This is a genomic window from Priestia megaterium, from assembly GCF_041941685.1.
GTDB lineage: Bacteria > Bacillota > Bacilli > Bacillales > Bacillaceae_H > Priestia > Priestia megaterium_C.
Window position 1 is genome coordinate 619,819 of the sequence record NZ_CP130958.1, and the last position, 22,384, is coordinate 642,202.

Genomic DNA, 22,384 nt, shown 5'->3' on the forward strand with positions numbered 1-22,384 from the left:
CATTTCACATATCGGCAAAGTGGAATTTTGTCTGCAAGTTCAGTAAAATAATAAGGAGAGAGATAGAGAGATTTAGATGATTATCACTATAAAATTTTGACGACTGCGTCACGTGTTTACGTGGCGTTTATCCATTTTGTACTTAAACAAATGAAAACATAGAGAAAAAAATGAAGGGGTGAAAACGTGGGGCTACAGTTTTTATTAGGACGTTCAGGAAGCGGGAAAACGGAATATCTTTTAAATAGCATGCGCCAAGAGCTGTTAAATGCTCCGCTTGGGCATCCACTTATTTATATTGTACCTGAACAGATGACATTTCAGTCGGAGTATGCGCTTGTTCAAACACCTGGGTTAGAAGGCATGATGCGTGCTCAAGTTTATAGTTTTACACGTCTTGCATGGCGTATCCTGCAAGAAGTGGGAGGTATTAGCCGCTATCATGTGGATCAAACAGGTATTCATATGATGCTTAAAAAAATTATCGAACATCAAAAAGAAGCGCTTCGACTGTTTGCGAATTCTTCAGAACAAGCAGGGTTTATTGAAGAACTAGAAAAAATGGTTAAAGAATTTAAACAGTACACAGTAGATGCCCCGTCTCTCGAAGAGATGAAGAAAAAGCTTCAAGCAGAAGATGAGAAAGTCCTTGCTGATAAATTACATGATTTACATCTCATTTACGGAGAATTAGAAAAACAGCTGATGACGAAATATGTAGATGGAGAAGATTATTTGAAGCTGCTGAGTGAAAAAGTAGCGTCTTCTGCCTACCTTGCTCAAGCAACGATTTATGTAGATGGATTTCATCACTATACTCCTCAAGAATTAACCGTATTAGTAGAGCTGATGAAAGTTTGTAGAGAAGTAAAAATAGCGGTGACTTCTGATTATTCATATCAAGATTTTATTCCAAATGACTTGCACTTGTTTCGATTAACGAGCGAAACGTACCAAGAAATAATGGGCCTGGCGGCTGAAAACGGGATAGAGATTCAAGAGCCAATCGTATTTAACGAACAAAAAAGGCATCAAAACAGTCCAGAGCTTGCCTATTTAGAACGATATTATGATGAACGGCCAACGCCGGAATTTCAGTCAGAGCCCGAGCACATTCAGCTGCTGCCGGCTGTTAGCCGAAGAGCAGAAGTTGAAGGGATTGCAAGAGAAGTTCTGTTACTTGTGCGCGATCACGGCTATCGCTATCGTGATATTGCCTTGATTGTTAGAAATGCAGAGGATTATCATGACTTGCTTCAAACCATTTTTCGAGATTATGAAATTCCGTACTTTATTGACCAAAAGCGAGCGATGTTTCACCATCCACTCGTTGAATTTATTCGCTCAGTCTTAGAGGTGGTAAGCGGGTCATGGCGATATGAAACCATCTTTCGAGCAGTGAAAACAGATCTTTTATTTCCTTTGCCATCTGATGTGCACCAGCTTCGCGAAGAGATGGATGAATTAGAAAACTACGTACTTGCTTACGGTATTCAAGGATCTAAGTGGACGAGCAAGGAACCATTTACCTACAGAAAATATCGTTCGCTTGAAGACATGAATCTTGGAAAAACAGACGAAGAGCTTGCTTTTGAACAAAAAATAAATGAATTAAAAAATATGATTGTCCCTCCTATTTACTCGCTTCAGCAAAAATTAAAACAAGCGAAAATAGGAAAAGAAAAAGCAGAAGCGCTCTATCGTTTTTTAACGAATCTAGATATTCCACAAAAGATAGAAGCGCTGCGCAATCGATGTGAAGAAGAAGGAAAGCTTCAAGAAGCAAGAGAGCACGAGCAGGTGTGGAAAGCAATTCTTCACTTATTTGATCAGTTTGTTGAAATGATGGGAGAAGAGAAAGTATCGATTTCTTTGTTCGCAGATCTATTTGAGACAGGGCTTGACAGCATGCAGTTTGCACTTGTTCCGCCTGCACTGGATCAAGTGGTTGTGGCAAGTTTTGAGCGTTCGCGTTTATCCGATATCAAAGCAAGCTTTGTATTAGGTGTAAATGACGGTGTGATTCCAGCTAAACCAAAAAGCGATGGCCTGTTATCTGAGAAGGAGAGAGAGCAGCTGCTTGAATCAGGTTTATTACTTGCGCCAACTGGAAGACAAAAGCTGTTTGACGAACAATTTCTCATTTATTTAGCACTTTCCAGCTCTTCGGAAAAACTTTATGTTTCGTATCCTCTTGCCAATGAGGAAGGGAAGACCCTGCTGCCTTCACTCGTTATTAATCGAGTAAAAGAGCTATTTCCGCTCCTGCAGGAAAAGCTGTTAATGACGGAACCTACAGATTTAGAAGAAGAAAAGCAAGTTGATTATATAACAAATCCTTTAACGAGCATCGCGCATTTAGCCAGCCAGCTGCAAGGATGGAAACGCCATTATCCGATGAGTTCCGCTTGGTGGGATGTATATAATTTTTATGTGAAAAATTCAGATTGGAACTCATACAGTGAGAAAGTACTAAGCAGCTTATTTTATCAAAATGAAGCAAAACGGTTAACAAAGAAAACGAGTCAGCGTCTGTATGGAAAGCATATTCAAGCAAGCGTATCGAGAATGGAAAAATTTGAAGCCTGTCCATATGCGCATTTTGCTTCTCACGGGCTCAAGCTTAAAGAACGAAAAGTTTTCAAATTAGCAGCTCCTGACATAGGCGAGTTATTTCACGCGGCGTTGAAAATGATTTCAGACGAACTTCGCGGCGGTCAAAAAGAATGGAAGAACTTAACGAGAAAAGACTGTCAGCAGCTTTCTACGGCTGCGGTGCATGAACTTGCTCCGCGCTTGCAAAATGAGATTTTATTGAGCTCGAATCGCCACCACTATTTAACACATAAGCTGCAGCAAATTATTGAACGTGCGTCGCTTGTGTTAAGTGAGCACGCTAAGATGAGCGGCTTTGTTCCTGTTGGATTGGAGCTTGGATTTGGACCTAGTGCAGAGCTGCCTTCTATGCAGTTCACACTGCCGAATGGCCATACGATGGAACTCGTTGGCCGAATTGACAGGGTAGATAAAGCGGAAAGCTCAAAAGGACTTTTACTGCGTATTGTCGACTATAAATCAAGCGATAAAGCATTAAACTTAGTGGAAGTGTACTACGGTTTATCTCTTCAAATTTTAGCTTATTTAGACATAGTCGTGACGTATGCTGAACAGCTTCTTCATGATAATAGAGGAGCATTGCCTGCTGGTGTTCTTTATTTCCACGTTCATAATCCAATGATCAACAGTGCTAAAGCATTACAGCCTGATCAAATTGAAGCTGAAATCTTCAAGAAGTTTAAAATGAAAGGACTGCTTTTAGGAGACGAGGAAGCAGTAAGGTTAATGGACGAAACGTTAGAATCAGGGCACTCACAGGTTATATCAGCTGGCATTAAAAAGACAGGGGGCTTTTATTCCAATTCTTCGGTTGCGAGCGAAGAAGATTTTACACATCTCCGTCAGTATGTGCGAGGTAAATTCGTGGAGGCAGGTACAGAGATTACAAATGGGAAAATTGATATTTCGCCTTATAAACTAAAAGATAAAACACCATGTGCATTTTGTGAATACCGCTCAATTTGTCAGTTCGATGAATCAATGGAAAACAACGAATATCGTCAGCTTAGTACAGAGAGTCAAAGTGTTATTTTAGATAAAATTCGAGAGGAGGCCAAACGAGATGAGTGAAGATATACACGTAAAACCGGCCGACTCCCAGTGGACGGATGATCAGTGGAACGCCATTGTTTCATCCGGTCAAGATATATTAGTAGCCGCGGCGGCTGGCTCAGGAAAAACAGCGGTTTTAGTTGAACGTATTATTAAAAAGATTACGATGGGTGATGAGCCAACCGATGTTGATAGATTACTCGTTGCTACGTTTACAAATGCTTCTGCAGCCGAAATGAGAAATCGAATTGGAGAAGCATTGGAAAAAGAGTTAAAAAAGAATCCATCTTCTTTGCACCTGCGCAGACAGCTTAATTTATTAAACCGTGCGTCGATTTCTACGCTCCATTCTTTTTGTTTAGAAGTCATTCGAACGTATTATTATTTGATCGATGTAGACCCTGGTTTTCGGATTGCAGATGATACGGAAGCGGATCTTCTGCGTGAAGAAGTATTAGAAGAATTGTTTGAAGAACAGTACAGTATTGAACAGAACGAGCGATTCTTTGATTTAATTGATCGTTATACAAGTGACAGAAATGACTTAGATATTCAGCTTATGGTAAGAAAGCTGTATGACTTTGCAAGATCTAACCCTGACCCAAACGGCTGGCTTGAAATGATCGTGAGTCAATATGATGTGACAGAAGACTCTTCTATTGATTCACTTCCGTTTCTATCTTTTCTTTTACAAGAAGTAACAACGCAGCTGATGGGCATTGAGTCGATTTTAAAACAGGGCTTAGAGTTAACAAAGCTGCCAGGAGGGCCTGCTCCTCGCGCCGTTAATGCAGAGGAAGACCTGGCTCAAATTCATCGGCTGCTCAGCGCTTCTAAGCATTCTTTTGCTGATTTGCATGAGGAAATGCAGAATTTGAATTTTACTCGTTTAAAGCCATGTAAAGGAGAAGCATACGACCCGCAGCTTTTAGAGGATTTCGGAGAGCTTCGCAAAAAAGCTAAAACAAGTCTTGAAAAACTTCATGGTGATTTGTTTTCTAGGCCTTTGCACGGCTACATGGCTGATTTTGAGAAAATGAAGCCCGTTATTGAAACGCTAATCTTTTTAGTTCAGCGCTTCGGTGAACGATATGAACATATGAAAAAAGAGAAAGGGTTAGTGGACTTTTCTGATTTAGAACATTATTGCCTGCAAATCTTGAGTGTAAAAGAAGATGGAGTGCTTAAGCCTTCGTCCATTGCCCAAAAATATCGCACTCAGTTTGAAGAGGTGCTTGTTGACGAATATCAAGATACAAATATGGTTCAAGAAACACTGATTAAATTAGTGACGAGAGATAGTGAAGAACAAGGGAATTTATTTATGGTTGGAGATGTAAAACAATCCATTTACCGCTTTCGTTTAGCGGAGCCATTTTTGTTTTTAACAAAGTACAAGCGCTTTACACAAGATGGTCGCCAGTTCGGAAAACGTATCGATTTGAATAAAAACTTCCGCAGTCGTTCTCAAGTGCTTGATGCTACAAACTTTATTTTTAACCAGCTGATGGATGAAGAAGTAGGAGAAATTGCATATGACGATGATGCTTCTTTAAAATTAGGAGCATCGTATCCAAAAGTGGAAGGAATGGAAACGGAGCTTCTGCTAATTGCAAAAGAAAATGCAGAAGAAGGAGCGGAAGAAGAATCGGATTCTTCTCTCGTCGCTTTTTCAGAAGCAGAGCTTGAAACGGCTCAGTTAGAAGCAAGAGCAATGGCGCGCAAAATCAAAGAGCTCGTTCAAAACCGTTTTCAAATATATGATCGCAAGCTCGATATCATGAGAAACGTGACGTATCGTGACTTTGTTATTTTGCTTCGTTCCATGCCTTGGGCTGCGCAGATTATGGATGAATTTAAGCAAGAAGGCGTGCCGATTTATGCCGATTTATCAACAGGCTATTTTGATGCTACTGAAGTGATGATTATGATGTCTTTATTAAAAGTAGTAGATAACCCGCATCAAGACATTCCGTTAGCTTCTGTTCTTCGCTCGCCGGTAGTAGGGCTTTCAGATGAAGAGTTAGCTACACTGAGAGCAGAGCAAAAGAAAGGAACGTATTACGATGCGTTAAAAACGTACTTAGCGGTTTCAGATGATGAAGAACTTCGCGATAAAGTAAAGTATTTCTATGAGCAGTTAAAAGCATGGAGAACACAAGCTAGACAAAGCTCTTTGTCAGAACTAGTATGGCAAATTTACCGCGATACGGGTTTCTTTGAATTTGTTGGCGGACTTCCTGGCGGGAAACAGCGTCAAGCCAATTTACGTGCTCTTTACGATCGCGCTCGCCAGTACGAGGCAACTTCATTTAGAGGTCTATTTCGATTTTTACGCTTTATTGAACGCATGCAGGACCGAGGGAACGATTTAGGAGCTGCTCGAGCACTGGGAGAACAAGAAGATGTGGTGCGTTTGATGACGATCCACAGCAGTAAAGGTCTTGAGTTTCCTGTTGTTTTTGTAGCTGGTCTTGCTCGTCAGTTTAACTTAATGGACTTGAATAAAGCATATTTACTTGATAAAGAACTAGGTTTTGGATCTAAATATATTGATCCAAAACTGCGTATTACGTACCCTACTCTTCTTCAGCAGACCATGAAGAAAAAAATGAAAAAAGAAAGCATGGCAGAGGAAATGCGGGTATTATACGTAGCTTTGACGCGTGCGAAAGAAAAACTTATTTTAGTTGGAACAGTAAAAGATGCATCAGAAAAGCTCAGACAATGGAGCTCCGTTATGGCACATGAAGATTGGACGCTTCCAGCTCACGTGAGAAGAGATGCAAAATGTTATTTAGACTGGATTGGACCTTCTTTAATTCGTCACCAAGATGTTAGTCATATGGTTGAAGGAGAGGTCCAGCCGGCTGAGATGATTCATCAGCATGCTTCAAGCTGGAAACTTTCAACGTTATTAGCAGGTGATTTAGCCGAACAGCCTCTTGAAGAGCAGCAGCATCATGAAGAGCTTTTAAACGCTCTTCAAAAGCATGAGCCAGTTTCAGAATCGAGCGATTATAAAGACGAAGTGTATAGACGCTTAAATTGGTCTTATGATTATCGTGTAGCTTCCGTTCATCGTTCGAAGCAATCTGTTTCTGAACTAAAAAGGCAGCAGCAGCTGACGGATGCAGGTGGAAGCGACGATCTCGTTCGGGGATCTAAAGCACCTCTTGAAAATCGTCCTCTGTTTCTTCAAGAGAAATCTCTCACAGGAGCTGAAAGAGGAACAGCTACACATGCCGTTATGCAGCAGCTTCCATTAAATAAAGCTTATACCCTTGAAATGGTTCAAGACTTTATTCAATCAATGGTTACCAAAGAATTATTGACGCAAGAACAAGCGGATGCTGTTGATGCAAATGATGTAGCAGACTTTTTAGACAGTGACATTGCACAAGGTATTCGAACGGCTCGCACGGTTTATAGGGAGATGCCTTTTAGTTTAGGTGTCTCCGCTAAAGAAATCTATGATCACTGGGAGCAGGAAAACGAAACAATTTTAGTGCAAGGTATTATTGATTGTTTGTATGAAACGGAAGAAGGCCTCATTTTACTTGATTTTAAAACGGATAATATTTCGGATCGTTTTCAAGGAGATTTTGAACGAGCAAAACCATTTCTAATTGACAGATACCGCATTCAGTTAGAGCTTTACGCAAAGGCCATTGAGCGGATTGTAAAACAACCTGTGCAGCATCGCTATCTGTACTTTTTAGATGGTGGACATGCTGTTGAAATATAAGAAAAGAAGAAGACGCTAGTCTTCTTCTTTTTTCGACAATAAGGAGAGAGTAACATGCGTTTATTACATACAGCGGATTGGCATTTGGGGCGAACGTTAGAGGGTCGAAGCCGTCTGGCTGAGCAAGCACAGTTTTTAGATGAACTGGCAGACATTGTGGAAGAAGAAAAGATAGATGCGATTCTCATGGCGGGAGATGCCTTTGATACGGTTAACCCTCCAGCAGCGGCAGAGCAGCTTTTTTACGAAAGTATGTCTAGGTTGAGCAACAATGGAAAACGACCGATTATTGTTATTGCAGGTAATCATGATAACCCAGATCGGCTGTCGGCGGCTTCTCCATTAGCTGTTTATCAAAATATTACGCTTCTTGGTTTGCCTACTACCGATGTAGAAAGCATTCACATTCCTACATCAGATGAAATGTTAAAGGTTGCGGCTCTTCCTTACCCATCTGAATCAAGGTTAAAGGAACTTTTAGCAGAAGAAAATGATGAGCTGGCTCTTCGAAACTCATATGATGCCAGAGTAAAAGGTATTTTCGATAAAATGAGTGAGCAGTTCACAACAGATACCGTTAATATTGCCATGAGTCATATTTACGTAGCAGGTGGAAGTTCAACGGACTCAGAACGTCCAATTGAAGTAGGAGGAGCTTATACGGTGGCGGCAACTAGTTTACCTGCTAATGCTCAATATGTAGCATTAGGACATTTGCATCGCCCGCAAATGATCAATCGCGCCAACACCCTTGCAAGATATTCCGGTTCACCTCTTGCTTATAGTTTTTCAGAGACAGGATATGCAAAGTCCGTTACCATTTTAGATGCTAAGCCAGGAAAAGAGATTGAAATGACTGAAATTCCATTATCTAGCGGAAAGCCTTTGACACGTTGGAAAGCGAAAAACGGATTGTCAGAAGTATATACATGGCTTGATGAGCAAAAAGATACGCAAGCATGGGTTGATTTAGAAGTTCACGTAGAAGATGCACTTTCACTAGAAGAAATCCATCGCCTTCGCAAGCTTCATCCAGGCTTTATTCATATCCGTCCGGTATTCAAAGCAGAAGAACTAGCAATTGAAACACGTTCACAGCGCGAAGTGCCGATCGAAGAACTGTTTGCAAAGTTCTACAGCAGGCAAACCGGCGGAGGGGCACCAGATACTGAATTAGTCAAACTGTTTTTAACCTTGATTAACGATGAAGAAGTATCGGGAAAGGAGGATGAAAAATGAAACCTATTAACTTGACCGTTTCGGGGCTTCACAGTTTTAGAGAAAAACAAACTGTCGATTTTGAAGCGCTGTGTTCAGGCGGTGTGTTTGGAATATTTGGTCCTACAGGAAGCGGGAAATCCTCCATTTTGGATGCCATTACACTAGCTTTATACGGAAAAGTAGAGCGTGCAGCCAATAATACACAAGGAATTTTAAATCACGGGGAAAATGAACTGAAAGTATCGTTTACGTTCGAGCTGGAAAACGCTAGTCATAAAAAACGCTATACTGTTGAACGAAGCTTTAAACGGACGGATGAGCTTCGTGTAAAATCAGCTTCAAGTCGATTGATTGAAATCGAAGATGAAACGTACGTATTAGCAGATAAAACAAATGATGTAAACCAGCAGGTACAGGAGCTTCTTGGTTTAACAATTGATGATTTTACAAGAGCTGTTGTATTACCGCAAGGAAAATTTGCGGAGTTTTTATCGTTAAAAGGGACCGAGCGTCGTCAAATGCTTCAGCGTCTTTTTAATCTCGAGCAGTACGGAGATCAGCTTAGTAAGAAAATACGCTATCAAGTTCAGCAGCTAAAGACAGACCTAGATAAAATCACGGCAGAACAAACAGGGTTAGGTGAAGCTTCAACAGAGAAAGTAACGGAAGCCGAGCAGCTTGTAAGTGATAGCATTGTACTTTTGGAAAAACGAGAAAAAGAAGCGTCTGATTTGCAGGAAAGATACGATCAGCAGGCGTCTCTTTGGAAAGCGCAGCAGGAAAAAATACTGCTAGAAGAAAAACTAGTGCATGCTTCTAAGCAGGAAGAGGAGATTAGACAAAAGCAAGATGTGCTGACGAAAGCTCAGCAGGCAGAGCGTCTTTTTCCTTATTTAGAAACATTTGAACAAGCTGAAAAACAGCAGAAGCTTTACGAAGATAAAGTGGAAAAATTAAAAGCACAAATTGTTCAAAAAAATGAGGAATATAAGCGATCGAATAGTTTATATGAGCAGGCTCGCTTACAAAAAAATGAACAGCAGCCCAAATTAGTTGTTCAAAAAGAACAGCTTCAACAAGCTTCTGATCTTCAAAAACAAATTAAAGAAGGACAGCAAGAAATAAAAGAAGCGGAAGTTTCTCTTCAGCAAAAGCAGCAGGCACTTCAAGCGAAAAATGATGAATTAATGGAAGCAGATAAGCGGTATCAGCAAGGCTTAACTCTTCAAAAAGAGTTAAAAGAAGCATTAACAAAAGTGGAGATTCAACCTGATTATCGGCAGGCTGTTCAGCAAGCATTCTACCGTTATCAAGTATGGAATAACGATAAAAAAACCTAGATGAAGGTCAAAAAACGTATAAAGAAAAAGCCGAACAGCTTAAGCATTTGCACACACAAAAACAAACACACCAAGAGAGATATCAGCAAACAATAGAACAAAGTAAAGGGTTATTTTCAGATATTCAAGGCTTGTATCACACTGTATGTGAGCGGGAAAAAGAGTTTCAGCAGCTTTTTCAACAAGCAGATGGTTTAATGAGCGATCTAAAAAGACGCAAAGAAAAAGAATGGTCACGCCGTCTGGCTCATCAATTAGCTGAGCAGCTGACCCAAGGAGAGCCTTGTCCAGTTTGTGGCTCTGAGCATCACCCTAACCTCGTGTTACACCAACAAGAAGATGACGTCACAACTGAATCAGCTGATCAGTTCGAAGATCAAGTCAATCAATTGCGTGAACAGCGATTTAGCTATTCGTCGCTCAAAATGCTGCTTGAACAGCTAGCTAAACCTCTTGTTGAAAAAATACCTGAGTTAGCTGAGTTTATGAACGAAGCTGGCGAAGTTCCTGCTTTAGGAGAAATGGATACAGATGCCTTTGGCCATTATGCTAAGAAAATAGAAGTTGAAATCAAATCTCTTGAGCAGGATTATTTGCAGGTAAGTGAAAAACAGCAGGCAATTCTCGGGCAGATACAAAAGGTCCAGCAAAGTCTTGAAAAGATTGAATTAGAGCTTGCTCATTATCAAAAAGAACAAGCTGAATTAGAAGGAAAAGTAAATCAGCAAAAACAGGCGCTACAAGCAGGAAAAGAAGCTTTTCAACAAGACTATCCTTCCTTTGTATTTGAAGAGATGGAAAAAATTAATGAAAGGCTGACTGAAAGAGAAAAAGAAGAGCAGACAATAAAAGCTCGAATTGAAAAAAGCAGCGTATTTTTTGAAAATCAGCAAAAGAAAATCGAACGTCTAAAAGAAGAGAAATATGCGGGCGAAAAAGAATTTACAGAATTAAAAGCAATGCTGTCTCATAAACAATCTCTTGTTCACTCGCAAATTGAACGCTTGCGTACGCTTACAGATCAAGAAGATATTGAACAGGCGCTGCAAAAAACAGTTCTTTTACTTGCGGAGTTAGAGACGAATGAACAGCAGGCATATCAACATTGGCAGACTGTTCAAAAAGCGTATCAAACGCTGCAAATGGATGAAAAAGCAGCGAGCGAATCTCTAGAAACAGCTCATATGCAGTATAAAAAAGCAGCTGAAAAATGGGAAGAAGCTATAGGGAATTCTTTATTCAGCGAAGGAAAAGAAGTTCAGCAAGCTTTGTTATCACATGAGGAGATGAAATTGTTGGATGAAACTGTTCAGGCTTATTGGGACAACATAAAACAGATGAAGTCATCAATTGAACAGTTAAATATCCAGCTGAATCACCAGTCCATAGAAGAGCAGCAATTTGAAGAAACTCAGCAGCTGCTTCATGATATAAAAGCGGCTGTGAAAGAAGCCGTTCAGCTCAAGGGAGCAGCTGAGCAAACGTTAAAAAGCGTCAAAGAACGACATGAGCGATTTTTAGTGCTTGAACAAGACCGTGAAGAAAAACAAGCGTTATTTGAACAGTATCAAAAGCTTCAAACAGTATTTAAAGGAAATGCTTTCGTGGAATATATTGCTGAAGAACAGCTGATGTCCGTTAGCCGAGATGCTTCAGAGCGTCTGGGTATATTAACACGTCAGCGCTATGCGATTGAAGTTGATTCCCAAGGCGGCTTTATTATGAGAGATGATGCAAATGGAGGCGTAAAACGTCCGGTTTCAACTTTATCTGGTGGAGAGACGTTTTTAACTTCGCTGGCTTTAGCCCTTTCATTATCTGCACAAATTCAGCTAAGAGGAGAATATCCACTGCAGTTTTTCTTTTTAGATGAAGGATTTGGAACACTTGATGGAGAGCTTCTTGATACCGTTGTTACAGCGCTTGAAAAGCTTCAATCAAATAATTTATCAATTGGAGTAATCAGTCACGTTCAAGAACTTCGCGCTCGTCTGCCAAAACGTTTGATTGTTGAGCCATCCGAGCCATCTGGCAAAGGAACTAGTGTAAGAGTAGAAACTTTATAGGGAAGGAAATCTATATGAAGAAAAAAGACAGGCGGATAGGAACATGCGAATTATGCGGAAGGCAGGATGTCTTGACGACCGTACATCATTTAACGCCAAAGGAAATGGGCGGAGCGTTTGAACCAACGGCAAACTTATGTATTCCGTGTCATAAACAAATTCATGCATTATATAAAAATGATGAATTAGCCATTCGTCTTAATACGATTTCTTTATTACAAGCTGATTCTAAAATTAGCTCTTTTATTAAATGGATTCGTAAACAGCCTTCTTCTAAATTACCTAAAACAAAGAAATCAAACATCCGAAAATCCAAGTGAATAAAAAACCCCTTATCTGCTTTAATAGCAAAGATAAGGGGTTTTTTTAAGCATTTGCTGCTATATTTTGATCGAATAAATCTGGATCTAACGTATTTGTTCCGGAAATGCCGTTATTTGTATTAACAAAGTTACCTGTATTTAAAGAACCAGAGCCTGACGCTGTTTTAGCAGCGCTTTTTGGAGAAACATAAAACGTATCTCCAAACGTTACGACACCGCCTCCGACGCTCGTGATACTAACGGGCCCAATTATTGCTGGCATGAGATTCACACCCTTTTTTCGTGATATTAATTTAGTATATGAGCAGCTTTTTAAAAGGTTCACTAACTGCTGCTAGCTTGTGAAGAAGCACTACTTGATGTTCCTGCTTCAGCTTCTTTTGAAGGTTCATCATTGATCAGTTCACGAATATGCTTAATGCGAGCTTCTGCATAAACATTGCACGTTGAGCCAACATGAATAACTGATGAGAATGAGCATCCCTTTATATCAATTCTGTTAACGCGGATCAAAGGTATTTCATTCCATGTTTGAACGGGAATAGGTTCGTAATCGCCATGAGGAATAGGCTCATTAAAGATAGCGTAATCATCAAAGTTTCCTTCTCGACCGTAGAAAAACGGATACTGTCTCCGATCAGCTAAAGCTTTATTAAGTAGATGAATTTCTGTTGAATCTCCAATTTGGCAAAAGGAGCTCGCCGACAAGGAATTAATTTCTATATAATTAACAGAAGATGTGCGTGAAAGCATAGGTAAGCTCCTTTATGATAACGATAGTGGAACATAAGGGCCGATAATCAAAGATTCAGCCGGCGTATCAAATGTTGAGGATAGAGAGATGTAATTGGCATCACCAATTAAAAAAAGAGAAGAAGAAGATACACCTGTAATACTAACGTCTCCAACAAGCAATTCGCGGTTTACAACATTAAAGTTCATGAAGGGGGTCCACCTTTCTTTAAAGATTCAGGTAAATACGTTAAAAATGCGTCAATTCCTTTTTTCATATCTTCATAAAGTTTACCGATAATTTGAGGTTTGATTTGTTCAAAATTTCGTTCCATTTCTTCCGGCTGAACTTGCTGTATATAAAAAGTAATCCGCTGCTGCAGCTGCTTTTTAATATCTTCTAAAATAAACTCGTAGTACGATTCATCAATCATCATCGAGCGCTCATCAAGCACATGTTGAACCATAGAAAATCCATATTGATTAAGTTCAGCTAAAATCGTTTCGTGGATATCAGAGACCCACTGTTTTTCTAGCTGACGGTCCAATGGTTTTAAGCTAGGATTTTGCGGTCCAGGACCTCCGGGTTGTCCCGGCTGCTCACCTTGAGGCGGCTGCCCCTGCGGCTGAGCTCCTTGCGAAAACGTTACTTCTGGTTTCTCATTGATAATGATATCTTCTAAATTATCAGGCGTAAGAGGATTTAATCCAATATTTAATGTTCCATCTAATGAATCAATTTTTAACTGTTCAAATTTATATTCAATTTTATCAATTTTAATAGGTGGCTGTTCACCTAATTCTTTTATTTTTTGCTGAAGTTCTTGTACGTTTTTTTCAAGCTGTGCAATGCGTCCTTCTTGCTGCTGAATATACGAAGACATTTGCTGAACATACTGATGTACTTGCTGAATATAGTTCATGTTATCCACCTTCAATCACCTCAATTCCCTTATCTTCTGATAAAGAAAATAGTTATATATATACATATGGCGATGAAGGTTGTAACATGTCAGTCGTTGTCTCGAGCTGGAGGAGTTAACGACTGTGAAAAAGGAGCTGGGGCAGTGCCCGCGCCGGTTCCGGGAGTAAAGGTAGAAGGAGAAACAGATCCAAGAATGCCTTTTTTTGTTTCAGTAGGTGCGGCGCCTGTAAATCCTCCTGTATTAAAGAGATTTGAGTTTGGTTTAATGACACCGACGCTTCCAATTTGAAGTACCGAAGAGTTACTTACAGCACTGATTTTCATACTTTGAATACAGATACTTTGATTCACATAAAAGTTCATAAGCATCCTCCTGTATGAGCTTCATTTCTATTATAGATTTCCAGCGACATTTTGATCATTTACGTCATTGTCTGACGTATTGGTTGAGCTCTGTTGATTCACAACATATAATCCGTCACCTGTATTAAACGAACCTGCGCCGGCAAATGTTTTAGCAGTGGAAATAGGGGCTATTGTATAAACATCTCCAATATGAAAGACGCTGGCTGAACCAACACTGTTAAGATTAACAACACCAACAATGGCAGGCATAGGCAAACACCCTTTTAATTTAGTCTAGTAACAGCATATGAAGCCTAGACAAAAAGGTGATTAATGCTTTTTCTTTATCTATATGCCGAGAGTAAGCAAAACATTAAAGATAGGAATGGAAATAGTAAACATTGAAGAAAAACTTTTGCGTTCGATATAATGTGAAAGCAATAATGAAATAATGTAAGGTGTGAAAGAATGAAATGTTTCAAAATGAACGCAGCTGATAAAGAACAGCGCATTGAGGCAGCGGATGTATTAAAAGGAATGGCGCTTATTGGTATTTTGCTCATGAACATGCCGGATTTTTATTCACCTGCTTCCTATTACGACCATAATTTGTTCGACGGTTCAAGAATGAATTATGTTGCTAATGGATTAGTTGATGTAGTTGTAGGGCAGACAGGCTACGCGCTGCTCGCTATTTTGTTTGGATTTGGTTTTATGAAAATGTTCCAGCGTACATACGAAAGGCAAGTAAGCTTTACTCCTTTTTATGTACGAAGAATCACGGCTCTGCTTCTCGTTGGGGCTATTCATGCTTTATTTATTTGGCACGGTGATATGATTGTGATGTACAGCTTCTTTGCTTTGATCATGCTATTTTTTCAAGAAGCAAAGAAAGAAGTGTTATTAGCGTGGGGAATTGGAATATTTAGCATTTATGCTGTGATTATGATTGTTATTTTAACAGTAGCGGCTTTTGTTAATGAAGGAGATACAGCAGCGGGAATTCACCAGCCTATTATTGACCAAGCGCTTCAAGCATATGGACACGGAAGTTTTGCGTCAATCTTTCATCAGCGCTTGCTTGATTGGTACTACGCGTATAATTTAAATACGGTTCCTTTTCTGTTTTTATCGTTATTTCCACTGTTTTTATTAGGCGGTTTTATGGCAAAAAGCGAGTGGTTCGAAGAAATAGAAGAATACATAGTGGAGACAAAGTGGCTTTGTCTTATTTCATTCATCGTGTATGCAGCATCATCTGTATTGCCGTATGTTTTAGATCACAATGTAGCGACATCTTATATTCACGATACAATCGGAGGAACGGCAGGAGCAATTTTTATTGTAACGTTGGTCACATTAGCTATGCGAAGTGTATCTATTCAAAAAGTCATGCAGCCATTTGCCCTTTTGGGGAGAATGATTTTAACTAATTATATTGTCCAGTCCATTGTATGTACATTTCTTTTTTACTCATATGGGTTAGGATACTACGGACATATTTCAATTGTAGAAGGTTTGGCTATTGCGGGGATTATCATTTTTATTCAACTGCTGGGAAGCTGGATATGGATGAGCCTATTTTCAGATGGGCCGCTTGAAAAACTCATTCGGTATGCTACTTATGGACGCAGCCGCTAAAAATCCTTTTCCTTCCTTATATTATTGGTGAAGGAAAGGTTTTCATGATATGATATTTTCAGAAAGGACGTGAGATGAATGGCTCCACTACATATTCATGTAACGCTTTGGACATTATTGATTATCTCGTTTGTGGTTTCGTTGATTTTACATCGAGCAGGTAAAGCTAAAGGTCAAAAAATCCTACATATGGTGGCTAGACTCCTATACTTATTAGTATTAGTATCAGGTCTGCATATGTTAGCAGCTTGGTATCATTTTCAAGGCGCAGCGCTCATTAAAGGGATTGCCGGAGTGTTAGTGCTTGTGGGAATGGAAATGGTCCTTGTTCGTACTGAAAAAAGAAAGCGTACAGGCGTTGCTTGGGCAGTTCTTGCAATTGCGCTTATCTTAGTATTCTATTACGGATATGTCGTACTAGGATAAGAAAAAAGCTATCTTGGATAAGATAGCTTTTTTCTTTTGTTTTAATCTAAAAAAAGATTCATTGAACGTTCTCCATCATTAACGGTATATTCAAATCGATCTAGGTGATGCGTGCCTCGTTCGAATAAATGCTGAACGGCACAAATTTTTTCCTCATTGTCATAAATGATAAAATTAGCACCTTTTGTATCACCGTCTGTCGGTAAAAAACATAATGTGTTGTGACAGTAAATACAATCATAAAGAGAGAATTTTAATGAATTTAAGTGCTGAGTGAATGATAAAAAGGTCTCTTTCGGTAGTGATTGAAGAAGCTGTTCGTATGCATAAGGTAGCTTTTTAGTCAGTCTTAGCTTATCCCCATTTCGCAATAAATACGTTCCATCGTGAAGCTTTATTTGACGGTCATCAACCATAATGGCTTTTTCCCAGCGTGTATCAATAAGAAGTTCTAATGTATCATCCATTACTTCATGGAGCATGGAAGCTTCGTCACTTTCATCTTCAAAGAAAATCCACTGTGAATCAACACATTCAACCGTACCAATCACGAAGGAACGCGGCTGATTGTTCAGAGCTTGTTGTTTAGAATAATGATTCATAATCAAACCTCCGTGTGAAATTTATCCATATTTTTTTATTGCCTAAAAAAGCTCTCTTTATAACTCGAAAGTGAAAATAAAATATAAGGACAATTCAACTGTAACTATTGCGTGCATACAATGGCATTATTTCATTCATAAACAAGAGCGTGAAAGAAAGGATGATAAACGATGTGTGGTATAACGGGTTGGGTCGACTTAAAGCGATCGCTTTTAAATGAAACAGCAACAATAACAAAAATGGCTGACACTTTATCGAAAAGAGGTCCTGATGACACCAACGTATGGACACAGCAGCATGTTGCTTTTGGGCACAAACGCTTAGTTGTAGTAGATCCTCAAGGCGGAAGACAGCCCATGACAAGAGAAAAAAATGAACAGCTCTATACGCTTTGCTATAATGGAGAGCTTTACAACACGGAAGATATTCGGAAAGAATTACTAAAAAGAGGTTATCAATTTCAGGGACATTCAGATACGGAAGTACTTCTAACATCTTATATAGAATGGAAAGAATCATGCGTAGATCATTTTAACGGTATCTTTGCTTTTTCAATCTGGGATGAAGCCAATGAAAAGTTATTTATAGCACGCGACAGAATGGGAGTGAAGCCCTTATTCTATCGATCTTATGAAGGCGGAATTCAATTTGCATCGGAATTAAAAGCGATATTAGCTCATCCTGAGGTGAAAGCGGAAGTAGGATTAGATGGATTAGTAGAAGTGTTTGGCTTAGGACCTTCTCGTTCCCCCGGCCACGGCGTATTTAAAGAAATAAATGAATTGCGCCCGGCTCACGCGCTCACGCTTACGCGTAACGGGTTGAAAATTTGGCGATACTGGAACGTAAAAAGTGAGCAGCATACAGATGATTTAGGTGAAACTACAGAAAAAGTTAAATTTTTAGTGCAAGACGCGATTGTAAGACAGCTAGTGTCGGATGTCCCGGTTTGTACATTTTTATCAGGTGGAGTAGATTCAAGCGCCATTACAGCAATTGCTGCAAATGCGTTCAAAGAAAGCGGCAAGGGCTCTCTTCATACGTATTCTATCGATTATGAAGACAATGATAAATTTTTTAAAGCAAATGAGTTTCAGCCAAATTCTGATGGAACTTATATCAAGCTCATGTCGGATACGTTTCAAACAAATCATCATCGCTGCATTATTTCAACGGAGGACCTTGTGCAGCATTTAACAGAGGCTGTAGAGGTGAGAGACCTTCCTGGAATGGCTGATGTAGATTCATCGCTGCTTTGGTTTTGCCGTGAAATCAAACAAGATTTTGTTGTGAGCTTATCAGGAGAATGTGCGGATGAAATTTTTGGAGGATATCCGTGGTTTCACCGAAAACATGATTTGTCTTCGGATACCTTCCCATGGATGCGTTCATTAGATGCTCGAATTGATTTGCTGCAAAGTTCATGGAGAAAGAAATTACAGTTAGAAGATTATGTGCGTGCAAGATATGAAGAAACATTAAAGGAAGTGCCTGAATTAGAAGGTGAATCGTTAGAAGATGCGCAGCGGAGAAAGCTTTTTTATTTAAATCAGATTTGGTTTATGACAACTTTATTAGATCGTAAAGATCGTATGAGCATGGGCGCGAGCTTAGAAGTACGCGTACCTTTTGCAGATCATCGCCTTGTGGAATATGCATGGAATATTCCGTGGGAGATGAAAATGACGGGCAATAAAGAGAAGGGGATTTTACGAAAAGCGCTTGAAGGAATTTTGCCTCATGATGTTCTTTATCGCAAGAAAAGCCCTTATCCTAAAACGCATAACCCAGCTTATACAAAAGCTGTAACTGTATGGCTTCAATCTCTTTTACAAGATAAACAGTCACCTCTTCATGAATTTTTTGATAAGCAACAGTTAAAGCATATTATTGATACAGGCGGAGAAGGATTTAAAGCACCGTGGTTTGGTCAATTAATGACAGGACCTCAGCTGCTAGCTCATCTAGCTCAAATTCACGTCTGGTTTACTCACAATAATATTCAAATTGTTGAATGACAGGACCCTCTCAGTACAGAGGGTTTTTTTTTATGAAATAAGTCATCTGTTTCTCTTTTTTGTACGTTTAACTAGAGAAGAAGACCGCAGTCTATTTTTGTATAACTTTACATAGATATAAAATAAAAGCTTGAAAGCACCGAATAAAGGGAAAGTGTACCGAAACCCTGGAAAAATGGTACAAACGTCATATTTTAATGGTTTAGTTATTGGTAATTTTATGATTCGAATAAAGACAAGCAGTTTATCGTTGTGTTTAATAATAAAGCTTTGTATAATGTTTGTATAACTATTGTATAAGATTAGGAGTGTATGTATGCAAAAAAACGTAATCGTGATTGGAGCAGGTCCAGGAGGACTAGCGGCAGCGATGCTGTTAGCGAGTCATGGCTATAAAGTAGATGTATATGAAAAGCAAGGATACGTGGGCGGGCGAAATTCAGCGATTAAAATGTCAGGTTATACGTTTGATATGGGTCCTACATTTTTGAGCATGCCACAGATTTTTGAAGAATTATTTCAAACTGCTAATCGCAATGCGCATGATTATATGGACTTAAAACGTCTAAATCTCATGTATGAGCTTATTTTCGATGATGCGCAGATTCAGATGACGGATAACCATAAAAAGATGAAAGAAGAAATCGAACGTTTATACCCAGGAAACGGAGAAGGCTATGAGCGCTTTATGTAAGACACCGAAGCAAAGATGGCGGCTTTGCTGCCTTTATTGCAGGGCGAGATGGATCGTTTTCATCACTATTTAAAGCCTGAAGCAATTCGAGCATTGCCGCATTTATCCTTAGGTAAAACGCTCTATGATGTACTTGGCAAGTATTTCACTGATGAGAAATTGAAATTAGCTTTTACTTTTCAATCGAAGTACTTGGGAATGTCCCCTTGGAAATGTCCAGGAGCCTTTTCTATTTTATCGTTTATGGAACACGCTTACGGTATCTTCCATCCAATAGGAGGAGTAAACCAACTATCTCAAGCAATGGCAAAAGTAGTGGAAGAACATCAAGGGCACATCCACTTAAACCAAGGTGTCCAAAAACTATGGATTGAAAATAAGAGAGTAAAAGGAATTATTCTAGAAAATGGAGAGCGAATAGGGGCAGACGACGTCATTATCAATGGAGATTTTGCTCATGCCATGACGAATTTAATAGATGAAGGTACCCTTAAAAAATATGCAGTTAAAAAACTTGAAAAGAAAAAATACTCTTGTTCTACTTTCATGATTTATCTAGGCATAGACAAACAGTACAAAGATCTGCCTCATCACACGATTGTGTTCGCTGAAGATTATAAAAAAAATGTAGAAGAGATCACAAAAACGCTAGCTCTTTCAGAGGACCCTTCTATCTACATCCAAAACCCAGGTGTAACAGACCCAACTTTAGCACCAGAAGGAAAGTCTGCTCTTTATATTTTAGCGCCGGTTCCAAATAATTTCAGCGGTGTAAACTGGGATGAAAAACAAAAAGATTTTCGGGATGCAGTATTAAAAATTGTAGAAAAGAAAACAGGTTTCAAGGATTTAGAGAGTCATATTGAAGTTGAAAAAATCATTTCACCAAAGCAGTGGGAAGAAGACGTGCTGGTCTATAAAGGAGCGACATTTAACCTTGGACATCAGCTCACTCAAATGATGGTGCTGCGTCCGCATAATAAATTTGAAGAATTAGAAAACTGCTGGCTAGTTGGAGGAGGAACTCATCCAGGAAGCGGTCTACCAACTATTCTGGAATCATCTCGCATTACGACAAAGCTCATCTTAAAAAGAGACGGACAATTACTGAATGAGCCGTTTAAAACCATGAAGGAAATGGAGAGTGCATTATGAGAACAGCAATTGTTGGAGGCGGCATAGGCGGTTTAATTACCGCTTTGTTATTAAGCAAACGAGGATTTTCTGTTGATATTTTCGAAAAAGAAAACAAGCTTGGCGGCCGGTTGGCGTTTGTAGAAAAAGAAGGTTATAAAATTGATGAAGGTCCCACGATTGTCTTACTGCCTTTAATACTTGAACGTATTTTAGATGAAGCAGGCATTTCTGCTTCTCAATATGAACTAATACGCTGTGATCCACTTTATGATATTCATTTTCCAGACGGTACGACCTATACAAAAAAAGCGACTGAAAAAGATCAGTTAGAGGAGATTAGCCGTTTGTTTCCAGGCGAAGAGCAAAACTACCGGCGTTTTATGACAGAATTAAAAAAGAGATTTGAATTAGGAAGTAAGGCATTTTTGGAAAAAACATTTGTAAATAAACGAGATTTTTGGACATGGCAAAACATCAAGGCATTAAAAAAAATGAATGCAAATAAATCAATGAGAAAATTTATTTCAACGTATTTCCATGATGAACGTCTAGTAGATGCCTATTCCCTGCAATCTCTCTATATTGGAGGAAATCCTTATTCGGCGCCAGCTATTTATTCCCTTGTTCCTTACAGTGAGCATGCTCATGGCATCTATTACGTAAAAGGCGGATACGCAAGTCTTGTGCCACTTCTTGAAAAGGCGCTGATAGAGCAAGGTGTAAACATTCATTTGAATAAGGCGGTTCAAGAGCTTTCTATATCAGGAGACAAGACGGAAGGAGTTATTGTTGACGAAAAACTTTATCCATTTGATCAAGTTGTTTTAAATGGCGACTTTCCTAATATGGCGAAAATTGCTCGAAAAAAAGAAAAGAAGTATGTGCCTTCGTCCAGCTGTCTGCTACTTTATCTTGGTTTGAAGAGAAAATATGATCATCACAATGTGCATCAATACTTTATGGGCAATGATTTGGCTAAACATATGGAAGCAGTGTTTAAGCATAAAACGATTCCTGAAGATCCCGCTATTTATACATTTAATCCCTCTGTTATTGATCCATCGTTAGCCCCTGAAGGGAAAAGTGTGCTATATGCACTTGTACCGGTTCCATCAGGTGGCCACATTGATTGGAGCAATCAGCAAGATTTTGTTGATGGAATCATTCGAACTTTAGAAGAAAAAGGGTTTGAAGAGCTTCGTAAAGAAATAGAGTGGGTAAAAGTACGCACGCCAAATGATGCTCAAGCATTTGGACTTTACGAAGGAGGAAGCTTTGGTATTGCTCCTGAGCTGTTTCAATCAGGCGTATTCAGACCCCAGTACCAGCCGTACGAATATAAAAATGTTTTTGCCGTCGGAGCATCTATTCATCCAGGCGGAGGCGTGCCAATTGTTATGCAAGGAGCAAAAATGCTAGCTGATCATCTTATTGAACAATCATCTGTTCAAACGGTTGCAAAGCTTTCTTAAGATCTTGTAAGCCATAAGGAAATG

16 protein-coding genes and 2 pseudogenes are annotated in these 22,384 nt (G+C 39.4%); 11 read left to right on the forward strand and 7 right to left on the reverse strand.

What is annotated here, in order from left to right:
- Positions 1-186 precede the first annotated feature (186 nt).
- From addB to Q5794_RS03430, 6 genes and pseudogenes are all read left to right on the forward strand, one after another.
- Positions 187-3,687: a helicase-exonuclease AddAB subunit AddB gene (gene addB, locus Q5794_RS03405; protein ID WP_374988679.1), complete on the forward strand. Its 3,501-nt coding sequence runs from the start codon at positions 187-189 to the stop codon at positions 3,685-3,687.
- Entirely contained in the window at positions 3,680-7,417 is a 3,738-nt protein-coding gene (gene addA / locus Q5794_RS03410) for a helicase-exonuclease AddAB subunit AddA (RefSeq protein WP_374988680.1), read from the forward strand. The genes addB and addA overlap by 8 nt, the downstream gene beginning before the upstream one ends.
- Before the next feature lie 54 nt (positions 7,418-7,471).
- Entirely contained in the window at positions 7,472-8,656 is a 1,185-nt protein-coding gene (locus tag Q5794_RS03415; protein ID WP_192996546.1) for an exonuclease SbcCD subunit D, read from the forward strand.
- Positions 8,653-9,978: an AAA family ATPase gene (locus Q5794_RS03420; protein WP_374988681.1), complete on the forward strand. Its 1,326-nt coding sequence runs from the start codon at positions 8,653-8,655 to the stop codon at positions 9,976-9,978. The genes Q5794_RS03415 and Q5794_RS03420 overlap by 4 nt, the downstream gene beginning before the upstream one ends.
- A 1,568-nt stretch (positions 9,979-11,546) precedes the next feature.
- Positions 11,547-12,044, forward strand: a pseudogene (locus Q5794_RS03425) (SbcC/MukB-like Walker B domain-containing protein); the annotation flags it as partial.
- 14 nt (positions 12,045-12,058) lie between these two features.
- Positions 12,059-12,364, forward strand: coding sequence for an HNH endonuclease (locus Q5794_RS03430; RefSeq protein ID WP_214984676.1), 306 nt, complete (start codon positions 12,059-12,061; stop codon positions 12,362-12,364).
- 46 nt (positions 12,365-12,410) lie between these two features.
- On the opposite strand, the gene Q5794_RS03435 is transcribed toward Q5794_RS03430, so the two are convergent.
- The 6 genes from Q5794_RS03435 to Q5794_RS03460 all read right to left on the reverse strand — a co-directional run bounded on the left by Q5794_RS03435 (position 12,411) and on the right by Q5794_RS03460 (position 14,639).
- Positions 12,411-12,629 (reverse strand): spore germination protein, encoded by a 219-nt coding sequence (locus Q5794_RS03435; RefSeq protein ID WP_013055353.1) that lies wholly within the window; start codon positions 12,627-12,629, stop codon positions 12,411-12,413.
- 62 nt (positions 12,630-12,691) lie between these two features.
- Complete coding sequence (locus Q5794_RS03440; protein ID WP_057239574.1) at positions 12,692-13,120, reverse strand: spore germination protein GerPE; 429 nt, start codon at positions 13,118-13,120, stop codon at positions 12,692-12,694.
- A gap of 12 nt (positions 13,121-13,132) precedes the next feature.
- The gene (locus Q5794_RS03445; RefSeq protein WP_013055355.1) at positions 13,133-13,309 is read right to left on the reverse strand and encodes a hypothetical protein; all 177 of its coding nucleotides are present in this window, start codon (positions 13,307-13,309) and stop codon (positions 13,133-13,135) included.
- Positions 13,306-14,022 (reverse strand): spore germination protein GerPC, encoded by a 717-nt coding sequence (gerPC, locus tag Q5794_RS03450; RefSeq protein ID WP_057239572.1) that lies wholly within the window; start codon positions 14,020-14,022, stop codon positions 13,306-13,308. Before gerPC ends, Q5794_RS03445 begins: the two co-directional genes overlap by 4 nt.
- An 89-nt stretch (positions 14,023-14,111) precedes the next feature.
- Positions 14,112-14,387, reverse strand: coding sequence for a spore germination protein GerPB (locus Q5794_RS03455; RefSeq protein ID WP_029324687.1), 276 nt, complete (start codon positions 14,385-14,387; stop codon positions 14,112-14,114).
- 30 nt (positions 14,388-14,417) lie between these two features.
- Entirely contained in the window at positions 14,418-14,639 is a 222-nt protein-coding gene (locus Q5794_RS03460) for a spore germination protein (protein WP_013055358.1), read from the reverse strand.
- A gap of 198 nt (positions 14,640-14,837) precedes the next feature.
- On the opposite strand from Q5794_RS03460, the gene Q5794_RS03465 reads away from it, so the two are divergent.
- Both Q5794_RS03465 and Q5794_RS03470 read left to right on the forward strand, forming a co-directional pair.
- Positions 14,838-16,010, forward strand: coding sequence for a DUF418 domain-containing protein (locus tag Q5794_RS03465; protein WP_214984678.1), 1,173 nt, complete (start codon positions 14,838-14,840; stop codon positions 16,008-16,010).
- Positions 16,011-16,088: 78 nt separating this feature from the next.
- Positions 16,089-16,436: a DUF1516 family protein gene (locus Q5794_RS03470; protein WP_116515066.1), complete on the forward strand. Its 348-nt coding sequence runs from the start codon at positions 16,089-16,091 to the stop codon at positions 16,434-16,436.
- A 41-nt stretch (positions 16,437-16,477) separates the two neighbouring features.
- On the opposite strand, the gene Q5794_RS03475 is transcribed toward Q5794_RS03470, so the two are convergent.
- Positions 16,478-17,038, reverse strand: a complete 561-nt coding sequence (locus tag Q5794_RS03475; protein WP_013055361.1) for a DUF2777 domain-containing protein — start codon at positions 17,036-17,038, stop codon at positions 16,478-16,480.
- A 171-nt stretch (positions 17,039-17,209) separates the two neighbouring features.
- Between Q5794_RS03475 and asnB the strand changes: the two genes are divergently transcribed.
- From asnB to Q5794_RS03490, 3 genes and pseudogenes are all read left to right on the forward strand, one after another.
- Positions 17,210-19,057 carry an asparagine synthase (glutamine-hydrolyzing) gene (gene asnB, locus Q5794_RS03480; protein WP_214984680.1) on the forward strand — a complete coding sequence of 616 codons (1,848 nt, stop codon included), beginning with the start codon at positions 17,210-17,212 and terminating at the stop codon, positions 19,055-19,057.
- Between the two features lie 316 nt (positions 19,058-19,373).
- Positions 19,374-20,906 (forward strand): annotated as a pseudogene (locus Q5794_RS03485) (phytoene desaturase family protein).
- Positions 20,903-22,360 carry an NAD(P)/FAD-dependent oxidoreductase gene (locus Q5794_RS03490; RefSeq protein ID WP_214984682.1) on the forward strand — a complete coding sequence of 486 codons (1,458 nt, stop codon included), beginning with the start codon at positions 20,903-20,905 and terminating at the stop codon, positions 22,358-22,360. The pseudogene Q5794_RS03485 and the gene Q5794_RS03490 overlap by 4 nt, the downstream one beginning before the upstream one ends.
- Positions 22,361-22,384: the final 24 nt, after the last annotated feature.